Source organism: Paenibacillus sp. FSL K6-1096, assembly GCF_037977055.1.
GTDB lineage: Bacteria > Bacillota > Bacilli > Paenibacillales > Paenibacillaceae > Paenibacillus_AQ.
Map to the genome: position 1 here is coordinate 894,746 of NZ_CP150274.1, position 16,695 is coordinate 911,440.

At 51.8% G+C, this 16,695-nt stretch carries 18 protein-coding genes; 6 read left to right on the forward strand and 12 right to left on the reverse strand.

Going from position 1 to position 16,695, the window contains the following annotated elements; translation table 11 throughout:
• Window positions 1-11: 11 nt before the first annotated feature.
• From MHI24_RS04045 to MHI24_RS04055, 3 genes are all read right to left on the reverse strand, one after another.
• A complete protein-coding gene (locus tag MHI24_RS04045) occupies window positions 12-1,568 on the reverse strand; it encodes an ABC-F family ATP-binding cassette domain-containing protein (RefSeq protein ID WP_340024287.1) in 1,557 nt (518 codons plus the stop codon).
• An 87-nt stretch (window positions 1,569-1,655) separates the two neighbouring features.
• Window positions 1,656-1,973, reverse strand: coding sequence for a hypothetical protein (locus MHI24_RS04050; RefSeq protein ID WP_340024288.1), 318 nt, complete (start codon window positions 1,971-1,973; stop codon window positions 1,656-1,658).
• A gap of 160 nt (window positions 1,974-2,133) precedes the next feature.
• Window positions 2,134-2,661 carry a GNAT family protein gene (locus MHI24_RS04055; RefSeq protein ID WP_340024289.1) on the reverse strand — a complete coding sequence of 176 codons (528 nt, stop codon included), beginning with the start codon at window positions 2,659-2,661 and terminating at the stop codon, window positions 2,134-2,136.
• Between the two features lie 242 nt (window positions 2,662-2,903).
• Here MHI24_RS04055 and MHI24_RS04060 point away from each other — a divergent pair, with 242 nt between their 5' ends.
• On the forward strand, window positions 2,904-3,776 hold the full coding sequence (locus tag MHI24_RS04060; protein ID WP_340024290.1) for a hypothetical protein: 873 nt from the start codon (window positions 2,904-2,906) through the stop codon (window positions 3,774-3,776).
• A 23-nt stretch (window positions 3,777-3,799) separates the two neighbouring features.
• Complete coding sequence (locus MHI24_RS04065) at window positions 3,800-4,204, forward strand: hypothetical protein (protein WP_340024291.1); 405 nt, start codon at window positions 3,800-3,802, stop codon at window positions 4,202-4,204.
• Between the two features lie 221 nt (window positions 4,205-4,425).
• Here MHI24_RS04065 and MHI24_RS04070 read toward each other — a convergent pair whose 3' ends face one another.
• From MHI24_RS04070 to MHI24_RS04080, 3 genes are all read right to left on the reverse strand, one after another.
• Window positions 4,426-5,238 (reverse strand): ABC transporter permease, encoded by an 813-nt coding sequence (locus tag MHI24_RS04070; protein WP_340024292.1) that lies wholly within the window; start codon window positions 5,236-5,238, stop codon window positions 4,426-4,428.
• Window positions 5,235-6,263, reverse strand: coding sequence for an ATP-binding cassette domain-containing protein (locus tag MHI24_RS04075; protein ID WP_340024293.1), 1,029 nt, complete (start codon window positions 6,261-6,263; stop codon window positions 5,235-5,237). The genes MHI24_RS04070 and MHI24_RS04075 overlap by 4 nt, the downstream gene beginning before the upstream one ends.
• A gap of 237 nt (window positions 6,264-6,500) precedes the next feature.
• Complete coding sequence (locus tag MHI24_RS04080; protein ID WP_340024294.1) at window positions 6,501-7,382, reverse strand: AraC family transcriptional regulator; 882 nt, start codon at window positions 7,380-7,382, stop codon at window positions 6,501-6,503.
• Between the two features lie 170 nt (window positions 7,383-7,552).
• Here MHI24_RS04080 and MHI24_RS04085 point away from each other — a divergent pair, with 170 nt between their 5' ends.
• On the forward strand, window positions 7,553-8,098 hold the full coding sequence (locus MHI24_RS04085) for a CDP-alcohol phosphatidyltransferase family protein (protein ID WP_340024295.1): 546 nt from the start codon (window positions 7,553-7,555) through the stop codon (window positions 8,096-8,098).
• Window positions 8,099-8,111: 13 nt separating this feature from the next.
• Here the strand turns inward: MHI24_RS04085 and MHI24_RS04090 are convergent, their stop codons facing one another.
• Genes MHI24_RS04090 through MHI24_RS04100 form a run of 3 tightly spaced genes read right to left on the reverse strand, consistent with a single transcriptional unit; the run spans window position 8,112 to window position 9,932 of the window.
• On the reverse strand, window positions 8,112-8,471 hold the full coding sequence (locus MHI24_RS04090; protein ID WP_340024296.1) for a multidrug efflux SMR transporter: 360 nt from the start codon (window positions 8,469-8,471) through the stop codon (window positions 8,112-8,114).
• A gap of 3 nt (window positions 8,472-8,474) precedes the next feature.
• Window positions 8,475-8,798, reverse strand: a complete 324-nt coding sequence (locus MHI24_RS04095; protein WP_340024297.1) for a multidrug efflux SMR transporter — start codon at window positions 8,796-8,798, stop codon at window positions 8,475-8,477.
• Between the two features lie 12 nt (window positions 8,799-8,810).
• Entirely contained in the window at window positions 8,811-9,932 is a 1,122-nt protein-coding gene (locus MHI24_RS04100; RefSeq protein ID WP_340024298.1) for an SGNH/GDSL hydrolase family protein, read from the reverse strand.
• A 181-nt stretch (window positions 9,933-10,113) separates the two neighbouring features.
• On the opposite strand from MHI24_RS04100, the gene MHI24_RS04105 reads away from it, so the two are divergent.
• The gene (locus MHI24_RS04105) at window positions 10,114-11,994 is read left to right on the forward strand and encodes an LTA synthase family protein (protein ID WP_340024299.1); all 1,881 of its coding nucleotides are present in this window, start codon (window positions 10,114-10,116) and stop codon (window positions 11,992-11,994) included.
• 61 nt (window positions 11,995-12,055) lie between these two features.
• On the opposite strand, the gene MHI24_RS04110 is transcribed toward MHI24_RS04105, so the two are convergent.
• Both MHI24_RS04110 and MHI24_RS04115 read right to left on the reverse strand, forming a co-directional pair.
• Complete coding sequence (locus MHI24_RS04110) at window positions 12,056-12,931, reverse strand: alpha/beta hydrolase (protein ID WP_340024300.1); 876 nt, start codon at window positions 12,929-12,931, stop codon at window positions 12,056-12,058.
• A 97-nt stretch (window positions 12,932-13,028) separates the two neighbouring features.
• Complete coding sequence (locus MHI24_RS04115) at window positions 13,029-13,403, reverse strand: MerR family transcriptional regulator (RefSeq protein ID WP_340024301.1); 375 nt, start codon at window positions 13,401-13,403, stop codon at window positions 13,029-13,031.
• 136 nt (window positions 13,404-13,539) lie between these two features.
• Here MHI24_RS04115 and MHI24_RS04120 point away from each other — a divergent pair, with 136 nt between their 5' ends.
• Together MHI24_RS04120 and MHI24_RS04125 are read left to right on the forward strand one after the other, a co-directional pair.
• Window positions 13,540-14,481, forward strand: a complete 942-nt coding sequence (locus MHI24_RS04120) for an SDR family oxidoreductase (RefSeq protein ID WP_340024302.1) — start codon at window positions 13,540-13,542, stop codon at window positions 14,479-14,481.
• A gap of 90 nt (window positions 14,482-14,571) precedes the next feature.
• On the forward strand, window positions 14,572-15,369 hold the full coding sequence (locus tag MHI24_RS04125; protein WP_340024303.1) for a lipase family protein: 798 nt from the start codon (window positions 14,572-14,574) through the stop codon (window positions 15,367-15,369).
• Here MHI24_RS04125 and MHI24_RS04130 read toward each other — a convergent pair.
• A complete protein-coding gene (locus MHI24_RS04130) occupies window positions 15,366-16,679 on the reverse strand; it encodes an extracellular solute-binding protein (RefSeq protein ID WP_340024304.1) in 1,314 nt (437 codons plus the stop codon). The genes MHI24_RS04125 and MHI24_RS04130 overlap by 4 nt on opposite strands.
• Between the last annotated feature and the right edge of the window lie 16 nt (window positions 16,680-16,695).

Consider the following 16,695-nt stretch of genomic DNA (forward strand, 5'->3'; position numbering starts at 1 on the left):
TTGCCGGTTCTCTAGAATACTTTGGTCGTCCATGATTCGCAGTTCCAGGTATCTGTCACAATATCACGGTAAAATTCAGGCTCATGCGAGATCAGCAGAATGCTGCCCTTGTACGCTTTGAGCGCACGCTGCAGCTCTTCCTTCGCATCGACATCAAGGTGGTTGGTCGGCTCATCGAGTACCAGCAGGTTGCTCTCCCGGTTGATCAGCTTGCACAGGCGCACCTTGGCTTTCTCGCCGCCGCTTAATACGGCAATCTTGCTCTCGATATGCTTGGTGGTAAGGCCGCACTTGGCGAGGGCTGCGCGAATCTCGAACTGGGTGAAGGACGGGAATTCATTCCAGATCTCTTCAATACAGGTGTTGTAGTTCGCATCCTTCATCTCCTGCTCGAAATACCCGATCTCCAGCAGATCCCCAAGTCTGGCCGTGCCGGAAATTGGCTGGATCTGGCCGAGAATACTGCGCAGCAAGGTTGTTTTCCCGATGCCGTTGGCGCCGACGAGGGCGATTTTTTGTCCGCGCTCCATGCTCAGGTCCAGCGGTCTCGATAATGGAGAATCGTAGCCGATGACCAGATCCTTGGTCTCGAACACCATTTTGCCGGAGGTCCGTCCCTGCTTGAAGTTAAACTGCGGCTTCGGCTTCTCCTTGGCAATCTCAATGACTTCCATCTTATCGAGCTTCTTCTGGCGGGACATGGCCATGTTGCGGGTCGCTACGCTCGCCTTGTTGCGGGCCACGAAGTCCTTCAGGTCGGCAATCTCCTGCTGCTGGCGCTTGAATGCGGATTCGAGCTGTGCCTTCTTCGCTTCATAGACCTGCTGGAAATACTCGTAATCGCCCACATAACGCGACAGCGACTGATTCTCCATATGGTAGATCAGGTTGATCACGCTGTTCAGGAACGGAATGTCATGCGAGATCAGGATGAAGGCATTCTCATATTCCTGCAAATAACGCTTCAGCCAGTTGATATGCTGTTCGTCCAGATAGTTCGTAGGCTCGTCGAGCAGCAGAATGTCCGGCTTCTCCAGCAGGAGCTTAGCCAGCAGCACCTTGGTCCGCTGTCCGCCGCTGAGATCATGGACATCCTTGTCCAGTCCGATATCGGTCAGACCGAGACCGCGGGCGGTTTCGTCGATTTTGGCATCAATCATATAGAAATCCTGGCTGGTGAGCATGTCCTGAATCGTGCCGACATCCTCCAGCAGCGTCTCCAGCTCTTCAGGGGTTACATCCCCCATCTTGCCGTACATGTCGTTCATCTCTTGTTCCATATCGAACAGATATTGGAAGGCTCCGCGCAGCACATCCCGGATGGATTGGCCCTGCTGAAGCACTGCATGCTGATCCAGGTAGCCGGCGCGCATCCGCTTCGCCCATTCCACCTTGCCTTCGTCCGGCTGCAGCTTGCCTGTAATAATATTCATGAAGGTGGATTTCCCTTCACCGTTTGCACCGATCAGGCCGATATGCTCACCCTTCAGCAGACGGAAGGACACATCCGTGAAGATGGCGCGGTCGCCGAAGCCGTGACTTAGCTTTTCTACATTTAATATACTCATGAAGTGTACACCTTTTCCTTTATTCTATATTCTCGTCATATTATAAAGGCTAACGCGCCACAACTCCAGAAGGATTGTGAAAAAAGCTCATTTATAAATAATATCATGAGTCTCCACTTTTCCATTCTCATCAAATTGAAGCTGTAATAAAGTAACCTTCACCCCTAATCCAGCACTCCCAATGTAGTACAAGTATTGTGGTGATGGTTCGGTACTCTTTTCTCCCGGGTCACCAAGCAAGTCAATAATTTCATTCTCTGTCATACCCTTAAGTTCATATTTACTCGTTAAACTGTTTATCATACCTTGTCTCTTCTCTGGTTCCTTTTGCCACGTTTCCGGGTCAAACTGGCTGCATGAGCAGAGTATGAGCAGCATTACAACAGAGAATATAATTTTCTTCATAGAAACATCCTTTCAGTTCATAAAGCAAACTTCGTGGTATTATCTTACAACATATCCTTATGCTTCTGCATTAGAATTTAAAATAAACACAATGACAGCCCGCTGGTGTTGGCTATTGGGAGCACAACTCCAGAAGTATTGTGAAAAAACCTGAAAAACACTAACGTAGAGCCCATTCCGTTACAGACAACTCATAGTCAATAAAAGTCTGCAACTCGCCAAGTTGATCTGTCCAGGCATTCTTTCGCACCGCTGTTTTCCGAAAACCGAGCTTCTCGTACACATGCTGTGCCCTAGTATTCTTAATATTGGTATCAAGTATGATCTTGCGATATCTCTCTGCTTCAAATAAATAACGGATCAGCATCTCCAAAAACTGTGTGCCTGCGCCTTTATTTTGTTGACTGAACTCACAGATTTTGATACCAATCTCCACCACATGCTCCGAAACTGCACTGTAACTCATTTCTCCTACAGGAGCAGCATCGATTTCCAGAATCAGGCGTCCTTTCCGCTCAGAATCCTTCCCGGTCTGAAGTCTTGTTAGCACCTCTTGTTCCGTGATTCCTAACCCATTTGGAAATCCGGCATGTGCCATAACCCTGCCATCGTTCCACCATATGCATAGCTGTTGAGCATCGTCATTAGTTGCATCCCGGATGACTAGGTTCCCATTTACCAAATACAATTTTACACCTCCGCATTCACCATGGTTCCGATAAGTACAATATTATCTTAACATGTGCTGATTTTCACAAGAATGACGAATTACCTTCCTCCAGCTACAGAACCTTCCCTATAGCTCGCAAACAGCAACAAATAAGTTTCCTTGAATCGATTGTAATGGAATTAAGAGATTTAATAATATGAGAGTGAATACATAGTGTTCACTCTCATTTGTATTATTACTAGAGGGGTTGCCGAATTATTATGAAAAAACATACAATTGTTATACTCATATTCCTTATAACAGTCATATCAGGATGTGGAAATAAAAATTCCAACAGTCTATTTAAGAAGATAGATTTTAACCAAGCTATTGGTGTGTATTCTATAGATTTAGAACACTCTAAGGACAAGGTCCCTTCGATTCTACTGGTTGGGAATACATATGATCTTAAAAAAAACAATTTTAACGATTTAAGCAGTCAAAATACTTCAGTAACCATATTAAATGACAAAAATGAAGCAATCAAATTTAGTGCAGAAAATGTTGACTGGCAGATTTATGATCCAATTTTATTAGAAGATGGATTTTCTCTAAGACTCTCCTCTAATAAGCTAGCAGATTTAAAAGAACCTATATTCAATAAAGTTACTATTGAGAATAAAGATCAAAAGGATGATAAAAGGAATATAAGCCCAATATACATTCAATTTTATTCAGGCAAGCAAAACGGTCTATCCGTGATGGAATCACCATTTGCCCCTAAGAATAAGATAGAAATAGGAAAGGAATATTCTTTCGGGTATAAAATTTTAGATTCTAATCATATTATGACTCACGATATACGTTCAGAAATTATCTATCCTGACGAAGCAAAAAAGTTCATTGAGATCATTAATGTTAATATTTATCGCGATGAAAACACAGAAGATCAATTAAAAGAGGAATATAAAGGTAAGGTGGATGAAAATAAATTAAAAAACATTGCAGTCTATGAATTACGTTGTACATACATTATTAAGGAACAAGGCAAAATTGTTTTTCAGCCAGAAATCAAACTATTCTTTGATCAAAAAGAACAAAGTTTAGCACCTCTTGAACCAATCTGTTTTTTTAATTTCGAGGAATCACAATAAAATAAAAATTGGAGAAGATGCACATGTCTTTGAATAAAAGGTTCGCTGTACTTTTAGTGTCTTTAGCCTTCTTATCAGGATGCGATGGAAACTCTGAGTCTCCGAAAAATGCCAAAGCAGATGAAGAGTATAACTTGATAATCACTAATAACAGCCCTTTATTCTTGAAAAGTGTAGTTGTGACAGTTGAAGAAAAAGATGAAACTCATGTTAATTCATTTATCGACAGTAATATTAGTGTTGGAGAAATTGCGAAGTTCAAAATGAAGAATGGAAATCATAATTTTAAAATTACACTCAATCCGAAAAAGAACTACTCTGTCAGTAAAGAAGTAAGTGAAAAGTTTGAAGCTGACAAAATTATTGCATATCAAGTGAAAATTATTAATAACGAGGTTGCCATAATTAAAAAAAGTGAAAAAGATTAAAAAATAGAGGGATATAGAATAGAGTTCTATGGGGAGCATCGATACCTTTTATTCGAATGTATTCCATTCCGAGTACATTCGGCCCATTGGCTTCGTGGTTGCTCATTGTGATCGGTTTTTCGATTACATTCTTGCCTCAGGCATAATCCATAAGTTACTCAACAATACAAAAGACGCCAACCCATGCATCCCTGCATCCGTTGGCGTCTTAATGAGGAAAATTACGTCCGGCGCATATAAGCGCGCACGGTGATGGGTGCGAAGATCGCCACAATCACGATAGCTCCCACCAAGGAGTAGATCAGGTCGCTGCCTGCCGTCCCCTGATTGACCAGCTCGCGCACAGCGGAGACGAGATGGGAGACCGGATTCGCATTCACGAACCATTGCAGCCACTTCGGCATCGTATCCACCGGCACGAAGGCATTCGAGAGGAAGGTGAGCGGGAATAATACGATCATTGAGATGCCCTGGACACTGGATGCCGTGCGGGCAATGACGCCGAAGAAGGCGAAGATCCAGCTGATCGCCCAGGAACAGCCGATAACCAGCACCGAAGCAAGTGCAACACCGCCCAACCCGCCTTCAGGCCGCAGGCCCATGAGATAACCCATCACGAAGGTCAATACCGTTGCGATGGTATAACGGATGGTGTCGGCCAGCAGCGCACCCGCCAGCGGGGCAATCCGGGCAATCGGCAGCGACTTGAAGCGGTCGAATACCCCCTTCTCCATATCCTCCCGCAGCTGGACGCCGGTGACGATTGAGGTGGTAATTACGGTCTGTACGAGAATTCCGGGGATGATGACCGGGAGATAGCTGGCGACATCCCCGGCGATTGCGCCGCCGAAGATATACGTGAACATTAGCGTGAACAGGATCGGCTGGAAGGTTACATCGAACAATTGCTCAGGTGTCCGCCGGATGCGGAGCAGGCCCCGGTAGGCCATCGTCAAAGAATTGCGTACCGCCTGGCCGAAGCTGGCCCGATGGCTCAGATTACGTTCTGCCCCCGGCTTCAATATAGTACTCATGCCAGCACACCCTCCTTTTTCTTTGCCTGATCTGTAATCTGTTCCGTATTCTCCTCTGTCTTCACGCCGTGACCTGTCAGGGTCAGGAAGACTTCATCCAGCGTCGGCTTCTGCACACTCATCTCCAGCAGCGGAATTCCGGCATCGCGAAACGCAAGCAGCAAGTCGGTTACCCGGTCTACATTGCCCATCGGCGCAATAATCTTGGCCGCTTCAGCCGACAGATTCGACCGGACCTGGAGCACCTGCTCGATCATCCGGCGGGCCTCCGCCATGTCCTGCGGATTCGCCACCTTCAGATGCAGCGTAGAATGGCCGACCGAACCCTTCAGCTCATCAACCGTCCCCTCCGCAACCACCTTGCCGGTATCAATCACGGCAATCCGGTCAGCCAACTGGTCCGCCTCTTCAAGATATTGTGTCGTCAACAAGACGGTTGATCCGGTCTTCACCAGCCGGCGGATCGTCTCCCACATCTGGTTGCGTGTACGCGGGTCAAGTCCCGTAGTCGGCTCATCCAGAAAAATCAGCGGCGGCTGCGCAATCAGACTGGCCGCCAGGTCCAGCCGCCGGCGCATCCCGCCCGAGAAATTCTTCAGCGGGCGCTTGGCCGCGTCCGCCAAGCCGAATTCCTCAAGCAGCTCTGCCGCCTTGCTTCGCGCCTCCGCCCGCCCCAGTCCGTTCAGCCGGGAGAAGATCACCAGGTTCTCTGTCGCACTCAGCGACTCATCCACTGAGGCATATTGGCCGGTGACTCCGATCAGCTGGCGCACGATATGCGGTTCCTTGACCACATCATGCCCGAAGATCCGCGCTGAGCCTGCATCCGGCCGCAGCAGGGTGGCCAGCATCCGGATGACGGTCGTCTTCCCCGCCCCGTTTGGACCCAGGACGCCATAGATCATTCCTGTGCCTACCTTGAGATTGACTCCATCGACGGCGCGGTGGGTGCCGAAGATTTTGGCCAGGCCTTGGGCTTCAATAGCATAGGTGCCGCCCGGCTGCGCTGTTTGTGTGTACTTCATACTGCATTCCTCCTAGAGCAACGGTTTGTATTAGGATGGTAACCGACTTGTTTAAACTGAATATAAACTTACAGCTGCTCCGTCCGGTTGCTGCTCCCACCCCTTATTCAAACAGAAATCCGATCCCTTGGGATCGGACTGGAGATGTACGCTCGCAGGCGTATGCAGTATGTTGTGTATATTTATTCATTTATCTGTAATCAATATTCAAACGCCTGCCATGCCTGGACCATGCGCTTATCCGCGTTTCACTTCCCGCACCGGAATCCAGATCTCACTCCGGTAATCAGGTGAAGTAGTGTCCTTGCTCTCATTCCACAGGATTTCCGGGCCCTCCACCAACTCGTAACTTGAAGACGGGAACCACTCCGAATAGATCCGGCCCCAGATGTTCTGGAGCGTGTCCGGGAAGGGCCCTACCGCTTCAAACACAGCCCAGGTCAACGCAGGGACCTCAAGCACAGCATAGGACGGAGGACATTCCTGCGTGGTCGCCACTCCAATGTAGTGGTCCAGCTCCCCCTGCTCCTGCATCCGCCCCGCGGAGAAATTCACCGATGCGCTGATCATGCCGGCCGGAGAGATATTAGACAGCTGCTTCAGCTCCGTAATCATCTCCATGCTCAGACTCTGCCACATCGCAGTGATCTCCGGGTTTACCCCGTTGAACTGGATCGGTACTCTTTTCTTCAGACCAACAATGCGGAAAGCCTCTTTCTCTTCCATACGGTAATTCATTTCACTGCCTCCTCTGATCGTTAACTGAAAGGTCATCCGAGGAAAGGATTTCAGCGGAGTCCCCATGCTTCTGGCTTCAGACGGCGTGACCCCATGAACCTGCTGGAACGCCTTGGTGAACGCATCCGGTGAGCTGTAGCCATACTCCAGGGCGATATCAATGATCCGCCGGCGGCTGCTTTGGAGCTTGAAGGCGGCCAGAGTAAGACGTCTGCGGCGGATATATTCGGACAGCGGGATACCCGCCAGAAAGGAGAACATCCGCGTAAAGTGATACTCCGAGCATAACGCGCGCCGGGCAGCCTCACGGACATCCACCTCATCCTCCAGATGATCTTCAATATAAGCGAGCGCTGCGTTCATATTTTCGATAGGATTCATATCTGTCCTCCTTTCCTCATAACCAGAGTAACAGGGATACCGAAGCCGGATCCGACAGTTGGTGCACCAGATTAACGGATGCTCACAGACAATCAGCGGCGATTGGGGGATAATGAGACATATGCAATAGTTAAAAGCCACCGGTCCAGGTTTAGAATAAGGAGGCGGAAATGAAGCTGCTACCTAACTGCATCACACTTAGCCGGATTGGGCTGGCCTTGCTGCTGCTCTGTTTCGAGCCGCTCGGCCCGGCCTTCACGCTCGTCTACATGCTGTGCGGCATCACTGATATGCTGGACGGCCCCATTGCCCGTAAGACAGGAACAGTAACCCGCCTCGGCGCCAAGCTCGATTCCGCAGCTGACATGACGCTGGCAGGCACTGCCCTCTATACTCTGTATCCATTCCTGGGGCTAACCCTTGGCCTCGGCCTGTGGGTGCTGGTGATCGCCATGATCCGGCTCGCTTCCATCCTGACAGCAATGTGCAAATTCAGAACCTACGGCAGCATCCATACCTACGGCAACAAGCTGGCCGGACTCCTTTTATTCCTGACACCCTTGCTGCTTCCTTATGTCAATCTGGAGGGTTGGACCATAGTGGTCTGCACCATTGCCACTTTATCCGCGATGGAGGAACTCATCCTGCTTCTGATCTCTAAGGAGCTGCAGTTGAACCGCAAGGGGCTGTACATGCACCAGAAACGAAGCTCTTGACGGGACAGCATTCTTATTCCGCGGCTTGCCCTTCGTTCACTGTCTGCTGCTGCGCAGAGTCTGAGGAATTCAACAGCACCAGCCCCCCGATGATGATCAGCAGACTGAGGCCGGTCAGCAGGTTGAACGGATCATGCCAGACAAGGATGCCGATCAGCGCTGTCAGCGCCGTTCCCACACCAGACCAGATCGCATAGGCCAAGCTCAGCGGGATGGTTCTCAGACTGATAGACAAGCTGTAAAAAGCAAGGCCCATGCCAATCACCACACCGATGGACGGCAGCACATTACTGAATCCGCTAGAGAGCTTTAGCATGGTCGTACCGAAGATTTCCGAAATAATGGCGATACTTAGCGCCAGATAACCTCTCATCTCTTACACCCCCGTAGACAGCTTCAGAAGAACCACGCCGCCGATGACGAGGATTAATCCGGCTATTTTTTTGATATTCAAGTGTTCCTTATAGACCAGCACGCCAACCATGGCGGTTAATGCCGTTCCCACTCCCGACCAGATGGCATAAGCTGTCCCAAGGGGGATCTCTTTCAGCGCCAGCGACAGGCAGAAGAACGCCAGCCCCATGCCGGCGATGACCGCAAGCGAAGGAAGCAGCTTCTTGAACCCGTTTGAGGCCTTAAGCATGGAGCTGCCGAACACTTCACTTACAATGGCAATCATTAACAATACAAAAGAATTCACTGCACTTGCCTCCTACAGCAGCCCTTTGATATAACCGCTCAATTCCTGTGCGGTCTGCTGGTGCGCCAGCAGGCCCGGATGGGTGCGTGCGCCCATCGTCTCCTCAGTCACATTCGGCAGCTGGAATACTGAGACGTTCTTATCGCTTGTGGCCCGGGTATGGGCATCCACGGCACGGTAGATCGCCGGCATCAGCGAGAGGCCCAGCATTCCATACACCCAGAGAATGTGCGCATCAGGATTACAGGCTCTCAGCTTCGCCAGGAACCGCGTAACCGCCGCCTCGAAAGCAGCCAGGTCCGCTTCATGATAGCTTCCATCCTCATTCAGCCGCTGTTTATAGACCCGGCCGTCCGCCTCATCCTTCCATTCCGGGGAGTGGAAGGCTCCATCATCATTCGTACCCAGGTTGACTACGACCACATCAGGCTGCCAGGCGGCAAAATCATTCGGCTCATGCGCACCAAGCCTTTCATTCTGGTGTCCAGTCAGCAGGCCGCAGACCTCCTCGTAGATGTCAGGAATATTGCCCTTAGGATTATTATCCCAACTGGAGAGCACCCCCCAGCCGCTCTGTGAAACCACCCGGTATTCCGCATCCACAGCCGCAGCCGTCAGCGCCGTATAATTATGGACGCCGCTGAACCAGGCCGGAATCCAGTCTTCTTCTGCCTTGGCTCCGAGCACACCCTCCCCGGAGGTGATGCTGTCGCCGATGAACTCCAGCCGGTAAGGCTTTGCTTCCACCGGAAGGAACACGCCGTCAGTCCGCACGGCATGGAACTGAAGATAGGCGCCGGGATCACCGTTCATCGCCTGGACTTCTTTTACGATGCGGATATTCTTCACACGTTCGGGATTCATGCCCCGGAATACACAGATCCAGTGCCGTCCGGCATTCACCATCTGTCTGCTGACCGGTACGGAGTTGATCACTATACTGATCCAGGATTCGTGATGATCATAACCGGACTCCACTTCAAGCCACAGCTCCGCTGCGCGGACATTCACTTCGATGGCACTGCCTGTCCAGAATAGAGTCAGAGGGTTAAGCTCCCCGGTTGTTCTGCCATGGACCTTCAGATGCTGCACCTCACTCAGCGGCTGCACCTGCAAATGATCATGCTTGCTCATTCCAATATCCTCCTGCGTGTATTTTCATGGATTCTTGTTTTCTCGATTGCTCTTTTGAGGATAACGCAAATGCTACAATTTTACACCTATTTTTCACCGGAATGCCTACAAACCTGGTTGATTTTGAACTCGGCCATGTAATAGAATTAATGAATTATATAGAAAAGGATGCGTATACGCAATGCCTTACAAGGATTCACGCCCGCTTAGCAAACGATCGATATTATTCTTCTCGCTGATCATGCTGGTGAAGAGCTATTTCGCCTGGTATTACCTGTTCGAGGACGGCCCGACCTGGACCACCTGGCTGAAGGAAATTCCCTTCGTGCTGATGCTGTTCTGCCTGATCGAATGGTTCGCCACGAAGCACAAGGTCGCCATCTATCTGCTCGTCAATCTGCTGATTACCGTGCTCTTCTTCTCTCTTATTGTCTATCATAATCATTTTGGTATGATCGCAACCTCCCAGGTATTCGGCCAGGTCAAGCAGGTGGGTGCGGTCAAAAAGAGTATATTCGCTGTTATTCACCCGCAATATATGCTTATTTTCGTGGACATCATTATCATTGGCTTCATCATGCTCCGCCGGAAAAAAGCGCTGGCCTGGAAGCACTCCATGTCCCGCCGCAGCAACCGTAAGGCTGTCGCTGTGCTGTTCTGTATTTCGCTCGTGATGTGTATGCTGAATATTTTTCCGAACAAGGCCAGCATGAATGAGAATGTCAAGGCGGAGCAGATGGGGATTCTCAATTATGAAGCCTATGCCCTGCTAGACACATCAGAGGAGGAGCCGATAGACCGTTCGGAGATCTCCCAGCCCGGCATTGACAAGACCAAGGGGATTCAGCCGGTTGCCCAGCCGGTGATGTTCGGAGCCGCCAAGGGCAAGAATCTGATTATCCTGCAAATGGAGTCGCTCCAGAACTTCCTGATCAACCTGTCGGTGGACGGAACCGAAATCACGCCTAACCTGAACAAGCTGGCGGCCGGAAGCTTCTACTTCCCGCGCTTCGTACAGCAGGTCGGCCAGGGGAATACCTCGGATGCCGAATTCATTGTCAATACCTCCTATTATGTTCCGCCGGATGGTGCGGCAACCCAGATCTATGCTCCGAAGGAGCTGCCGAGTCTGCCGAAGCTGCTGGAGGCCCAGGGCTATGATACCGCGACCTTCCATACGAACAATGTGGAGTTCTGGAACCGCGGGGAGCTGTATAAGGCGCTTGGCTTCAACCGTTATTATGACAAGGCCTACTTCGGGGAAGAGGATACCGTCTTCTACGGGTCATCGGATGAAGTTCTGTACCGCAAAACCGCTGCGGAGCTGGCCCGGATGGATCAGAGCAGCCAGCCGTTCTATGCCCATGTCATCTCGATGTCCTCGCATAATCCGTTCTCCATCCCGGAGGACAAATACAAGATGACCCTGCCGGAACGGTATGAGGGGACGCTGGTCGGCGACTACATCCGGGCGGAGAATTATGCCGATTATGCCCTGGGCCAGTTCATAGATGAACTTAAGCGCAGCGGGGTGTGGGACAACAGCGTCATCGTGCTCTACGGCGACCACCGGGGACTCCCGATCTTCTCGCTGAAGGAAGCGGATAAGGTTCTGCTGCAGGAGATTCTGGAGCATGAGTATAATGAGCGCGACCTGATTAATATTCCGCTGATGATCTCAGCCACCGGTGTTACCACACCGGCACTGAAGGAGCAGTTAGGCGGCCAGGTGGACATTCTGCCGACCGTGGCCAATCTGCTGGGGGTCCCGCTGGACTACCATATCCATTTCGGCCAGGATCTGCTCAATCAGACCGCATATAACCTGCTGCCGCAGCGCTATTACCTGCCTACCGGATCATTCGTCAATAATGAGGAGCTGTTCCTCTCCGGCAGCGGCTTCGAGGACGGCCAGCATTATACGCTGTCCGGTGACGGAACCGACCTCCTTCAATCCACAGAGGATGAGTTCAACCGGGCGCTGGAGCTGCTGCGGATGTCCGACAGCTATGTGTCCCAGCTGCCGGACCGGCAAGTGGAAGAGACGGATGTAAGCGAGTAAATGTGCAAAGCCCGGTTCGGGAGCTATCTCATGAACCGGGCTTATGTATGTATTGCCAAGGTTAGCGCTGCTGGGTGAGGAAATCCCGAACCGCCTGGCCCGCCTTAACCGGCAGCTGCATCCATACATACGCATGAAGCGAATCCGGAATCTTCGCAATTTCATAGCTGTCCAGCAGCTCTGCGAAGGCATTCATACTGCTGAGGACCCGTTCATCATTGCACTCCGCTTCGCTGGGCAGAAACAGGACCGGACATTGTATGTTCTGATAATAGTGTTCAAAGGACAGCTCCCAATACTTCATAATGTATTCGATTCTGACACGGTGCGGATAACAAGAGCTATACTTGCCGCCCTGATGCTGATCCAGGCTATGTGTATAGAACGCACAGAAATAATCATTCCACAGACCCTCTGCTGTCAGCTCAGCCCGCTGCTCGGCCACATACGATTCAACGCTGGCATAACCCGGCTCCTTCCATTCCTCCAGTTCTGCCCGGAGCTGCGCCTTCCTCTGCTCCACCTCTTCCGCCGTGCCGTTAAATATACCATATTGGCCGAATTCATTATAAAGCGCGCCTTCACACACCAGGGATAATACAAGCTCCGGATGGGCTGCTGCCAGACTGACCGCTACCTGTGCTCCCATGGAGCTTCCTACTACGTGGCACTTGTCCACCTGCAAATGCCTCAGTACCTGATACATATCCTCCGCCATCTCATCAATATGATAACCGCTCTCCGGCTTGTCCGACCGGCCATGTCCCCGCAGATCCGGGGCAATAATGCTGTAATCCTGCTCCAGCAGCGGAAGAATTCCCTCCCACATATGCAGATTTCCGCCGCTGAAATGAAGCAACAGGATGACCGGCTTGTCTTGTAAAGAATACTTAGCGTTAATGCTTATCTCCCCTAGTGGGATACGTTCCTCAACCATTTCGATTACTCCTTTGGTTCCAACACACTTTCGTTGCGTCTTATTCTGGGTTACATTCATCTGTCAATCCGTTAGAGATAACTCTAACTGTCCAGCCCTAAATCTCCCGCAGCAGGTCCATATTATGGGTCTCGTACATGGCCACCTTGAGATCAATAATGTTCAGGCTTTTCTTGAGTTCCTCCATCTGCCGCAGCACTTCCTTCCGGTGCGCAACCATCATCCCGCGCCGCGTTTCCCGGGTGCTGTCTCCTTCCATTACCAGTTCAATGTACGTTTTAATCTCTTTAATAGGCATACCGGTGTTTTTCAGGCAGCAGATGACCTTAACCAGAAGCAGATCCCCCTCCGAGAAGATGCGGTTCCCTGCCTCATTGCGTCCAACAAAGGGCATTAGCCCCTCCTTATCATAAAAGCGGAGCGTATGCGCCGTTACCTCACAAATCGCAGCTACCTCATTAATACTGTACACCAGCTTTCACCTCACCATCGGTTTTTAAAGACGGCTTGACTTCGATAAATCTCTAAGTATTAGCATGGAGTATAACAAACGGCGGGTCAACTATATATTGAAGCACCTGACGGACAAACAAAGGAGAGAACATCAAATGGACAAATTCCCAAAATGGACGGCTGCCCAGATCCCTTCCCAGCGGGGGCGTTCGGCCGTTGTTACCGGTACAGGAGGACTCGGCTACGAAACTGCGCTTGAATTGGCGCGGCACGGGGCAGAGGTTATCCTGGCAGGCCGGAATCCGGCGAAGGGAGCTGAGGCGGTGAAAAGGATATCCGCCAGCGTTCCTTCAGCCAACATACGTTTTGAGGTGCTGGATCTGGCCAGTCTGGCTTCAGTGCAGGCATTCGGCACAAGATTGAACGCTCAGCGGCGCAGTCTTGATCTTCTGATTAACAATGCCGGAGTCATGACTCCTCCTGAACGCCAAGTCACCGCAGACGGGTTCGAGCTGCAATTCGGTACGAATTACCTTGGACACTTCGCGCTCACGGCGTACCTGATGCCCTTGCTGCGCAAAGCAAAGGAGCCGCGGGTGGTCAGTCTGAGCAGTATTGCCCACCGGAATGGCTCTATTCATTTTGACGACCTGCAATTTGAACGCCGTTATCATGCCGGGCAGTCTTACGCCCAATCCAAAATAGCGATGATTATGTTCGCTCTGGAGCTACAGCGCCGCAGTGACCTGGCCGGATGGAACCTGCTGAGCCTACCGGTTCATCCGGGTATATCACGTACGGACCTGCTGCTGAACGGGGCGGGACCAAACAGCGCTCCCGGTATTCTCCGCAGGCTGCTTGGACCCATCTTGTTCCAGCCGGCGGCCCAAGGCGCACTTCCGGCACTGTTTGCCGCCACCTCACCGGAGGCCAAGGCCGGAGTCTATTACGGTCCCGGCAGACTCTCAGAGACGAGGGGCTTGCCGAAGCCCGGCAAGATGGCACCGCAGGCGCTGGACCGGGCTGCCGCATCCAGACTGTGGGAGGTCTCCCGGCAGCTGACACAGGTGGATTTCGAAGCCATTGCGAATGGCTGATGTTTCTCTAATGCTGGCTCCCGCTGCCCGCTAGGCACCAATCCCGCCTTCCCATCATACACAGATAGAAAAGAAAGGCGGGATGCGAAAATGACTACCATGACAGGTGAAGCGGAGTGGGCGATTTTTCTGGCGGCGGTCTGCGGGCAGACTTATGTCCAATTCGACAATGCAGAGGGTACGTTCGTGGTCCCGGAGGGCTTCTCGGCCGTGCGCAGCTTCCAGGCGAAATCGATGGGGAATGTGTGGGAGCTGTTCGGCTTCATTCTGGAATCAACGCAGGAGATTGTCGTGGCCTGGCGCGGCAGCATCTCCACCAATGACTGGCTCTCCAACATCAATGCCGCGCAAGAAAAATTTAAATACATCAAAGACCCCTGCCTGACGCACAGGGGCTTCACCGACATCTATGCTTCCGCCAGGGATGACATTCTCTCCGTGCTTGCCACCTTATCCCCGGAGAAGACGCTATATGTAACGGGCCACAGCCTGGGAGGGGCGCTCGCAACCCTGTGTGCGCTGGATATCGCGGCCAATTCGGCCTTCTCCGTCCCCAGGCTGTATACTTACGGTTCCCCGCGCGTCGGCGACCCGGATTTTGCCAGAGCCTTCAGCAGGTATGTCCGCAGCAGCTACCGTTATGCTAATGTGTTTGACGTTACTACGTATGTCCCGCCAACCGTCTTCAAGGTGCCCAAGCAGAATACCAAATACTATTACACACATGTTAAAACGCTTAAATCCTTGTCCTTCCAGAATGGCAGCCCCGAGCTGAACCATGTCATCCGGAGTTATTTCACTGTGCTGAAGCAGACACGGCCGGAATTCACCAAAGCGATGTGCGCCGCGAACCCCCGCTTCTGCCCGGTCCCGGAGCTGATCTCCTAGTTCGCCAGAATCTCATTCAGCCGCGCCTCCAGCTTGCGGAGTCCGGCCTCCGGCTGGGCCCGGCTGCGGACAATATGCTGCAATTCCTCTGACAGCGCTGTGAACAGAGCAGCATATTTATCCGTCTGCGGAGCGGATTTCACCTGATCTCTGGCCTGGAGGAACTGCTCGCGGTAAGGCAGCGCACGGTACACCGGACTCTTTACAACCGTAAGATTGGCCGGGACATGTCCTGCTTCGCCCCAGATCATTCCGCCCACCTCCGAGAAATATTTCATGAAGTCCATGGCAGCCTCGCGCTGTTCACCGTTCACATAGGTTGGGATCACAAGCGTGTGGGAGCTTCCCCACTGGCCGTTGCTGCCGAAGACGGGCGGAAGCGGCATCATGCCGATATCCAGCGCCTTATTGTCCAGATGATGACCTGCTTCCCATACTCCGCCGAACCACAGGCCCGCCTGTCCCCGGTCAAAAGAATCCCAAGGCGTATTATCATTCAGATCGCTTAATCCCTCGTCAAACAGCCGCTGATAGAAGCTCAGCACCTGCACGGACTTCTCATTATAGACGGCTGCCCGCTTGCCGTCCCCGCTGAGCAGGTCCCCGCCCGCCTGATAATACAGATCGAGGAAGGATTCCTGGAAGTAGGGCGTATTGACCGCCATAGCCTGTACCCCCTGCACCCGCTCCGCGATCTGCCGCAGCAGGCGGATGAATCCCTCTGGTGTATTCGCTTCCAGCAGCGGCTGTCCGTCAGCAGATAAGACGCCGGCCTCAGACAGGATGCCTTTGTTGTAATAGAGCAGGTGATAATGAGTATCCAGCGGCACCGCGTAATATTGCCCTTCGTAGCTGACATCCTTGAGATTTTGTTCCCTGATGTGGTTGAACTGGAGTCCTGCCTGTGCTGCCAGATCATTCAGCGGAATGAGCTGCTGCGCCTTAATGAACGGCGACAGCCGGTCGGCATGGATAACCGCCACATCCGGCCCTTTGCCGAAGGACAGAGCAGTGCGGAGCCGCACATAATATTCGTTCGATTCCAGCCTGAGCTGCTTAACGAACACTTCAGCCTGCGAAGCATTATAGTCCCGGATAATCCGCTCGACGAACTCGCCTTCCCCTCCCCCAAACGGATTCCAGAAGGACACCGTAACCGGTGCTCTTCGCTCCGGCGGCTCAGGACGCACAGATGAGTAGTCCGAGCAGCCGGTGATCAGGAGCAGGCCTAACAGGAGCGCAGCAGACAATAAGGCAGGCCGGAGGGCAGGCCACCCGGCACGCGGCCGGGCGGAAAACATTGATTTCATCACCGTATAGCCCACT

What these genes read in the sequence shown, in the direction of transcription:
- MHI24_RS04045 (WP_340024287.1), bottom strand. Translation starts at nt 1,568, where the DNA reads ATGAGTATATTAAATGTAGAAAAGCTAAGTCACGGCTTCGGCGACCGC.
- MHI24_RS04050 (WP_340024288.1), bottom strand. Translation starts at nt 1,973, where the DNA reads ATGAAGAAAATTATATTCTCTGTTGTAATGCTGCTCATACTCTGCTCA.
- MHI24_RS04060 (WP_340024290.1), top strand. Translation starts at nt 2,904, where the DNA reads ATGAAAAAACATACAATTGTTATACTCATATTCCTTATAACAGTCATA.
- MHI24_RS04065 (WP_340024291.1), top strand. Translation starts at nt 3,800, where the DNA reads ATGTCTTTGAATAAAAGGTTCGCTGTACTTTTAGTGTCTTTAGCCTTC.
- MHI24_RS04070 (WP_340024292.1), bottom strand. Translation starts at nt 5,238, where the DNA reads ATGAGTACTATATTGAAGCCGGGGGCAGAACGTAATCTGAGCCATCGG.
- MHI24_RS04075 (WP_340024293.1), bottom strand. Translation starts at nt 6,263, where the DNA reads ATGAAGTACACACAAACAGCGCAGCCGGGCGGCACCTATGCTATTGAA.
- MHI24_RS04080 (WP_340024294.1), bottom strand. Translation starts at nt 7,382, where the DNA reads ATGAATCCTATCGAAAATATGAACGCAGCGCTCGCTTATATTGAAGAT.
- MHI24_RS04085 (WP_340024295.1), top strand. Translation starts at nt 7,553, where the DNA reads ATGAAGCTGCTACCTAACTGCATCACACTTAGCCGGATTGGGCTGGCC.
- MHI24_RS04090 (WP_340024296.1), bottom strand. Translation starts at nt 8,471, where the DNA reads ATGAGAGGTTATCTGGCGCTAAGTATCGCCATTATTTCGGAAATCTTC.
- MHI24_RS04100 (WP_340024298.1), bottom strand. Translation starts at nt 9,932, where the DNA reads ATGAGCAAGCATGATCATTTGCAGGTGCAGCCGCTGAGTGAGGTGCAG.
- MHI24_RS04105 (WP_340024299.1), top strand. Translation starts at nt 10,114, where the DNA reads ATGCCTTACAAGGATTCACGCCCGCTTAGCAAACGATCGATATTATTC.
- MHI24_RS04110 (WP_340024300.1), bottom strand. Translation starts at nt 12,931, where the DNA reads ATGGTTGAGGAACGTATCCCACTAGGGGAGATAAGCATTAACGCTAAG.
- MHI24_RS04120 (WP_340024302.1), top strand. Translation starts at nt 13,540, where the DNA reads ATGGACAAATTCCCAAAATGGACGGCTGCCCAGATCCCTTCCCAGCGG.
- MHI24_RS04125 (WP_340024303.1), top strand. Translation starts at nt 14,572, where the DNA reads ATGACTACCATGACAGGTGAAGCGGAGTGGGCGATTTTTCTGGCGGCG.
- MHI24_RS04130 (WP_340024304.1), bottom strand. Translation starts at nt 16,679, where the DNA reads ATGAAATCAATGTTTTCCGCCCGGCCGCGTGCCGGGTGGCCTGCCCTC.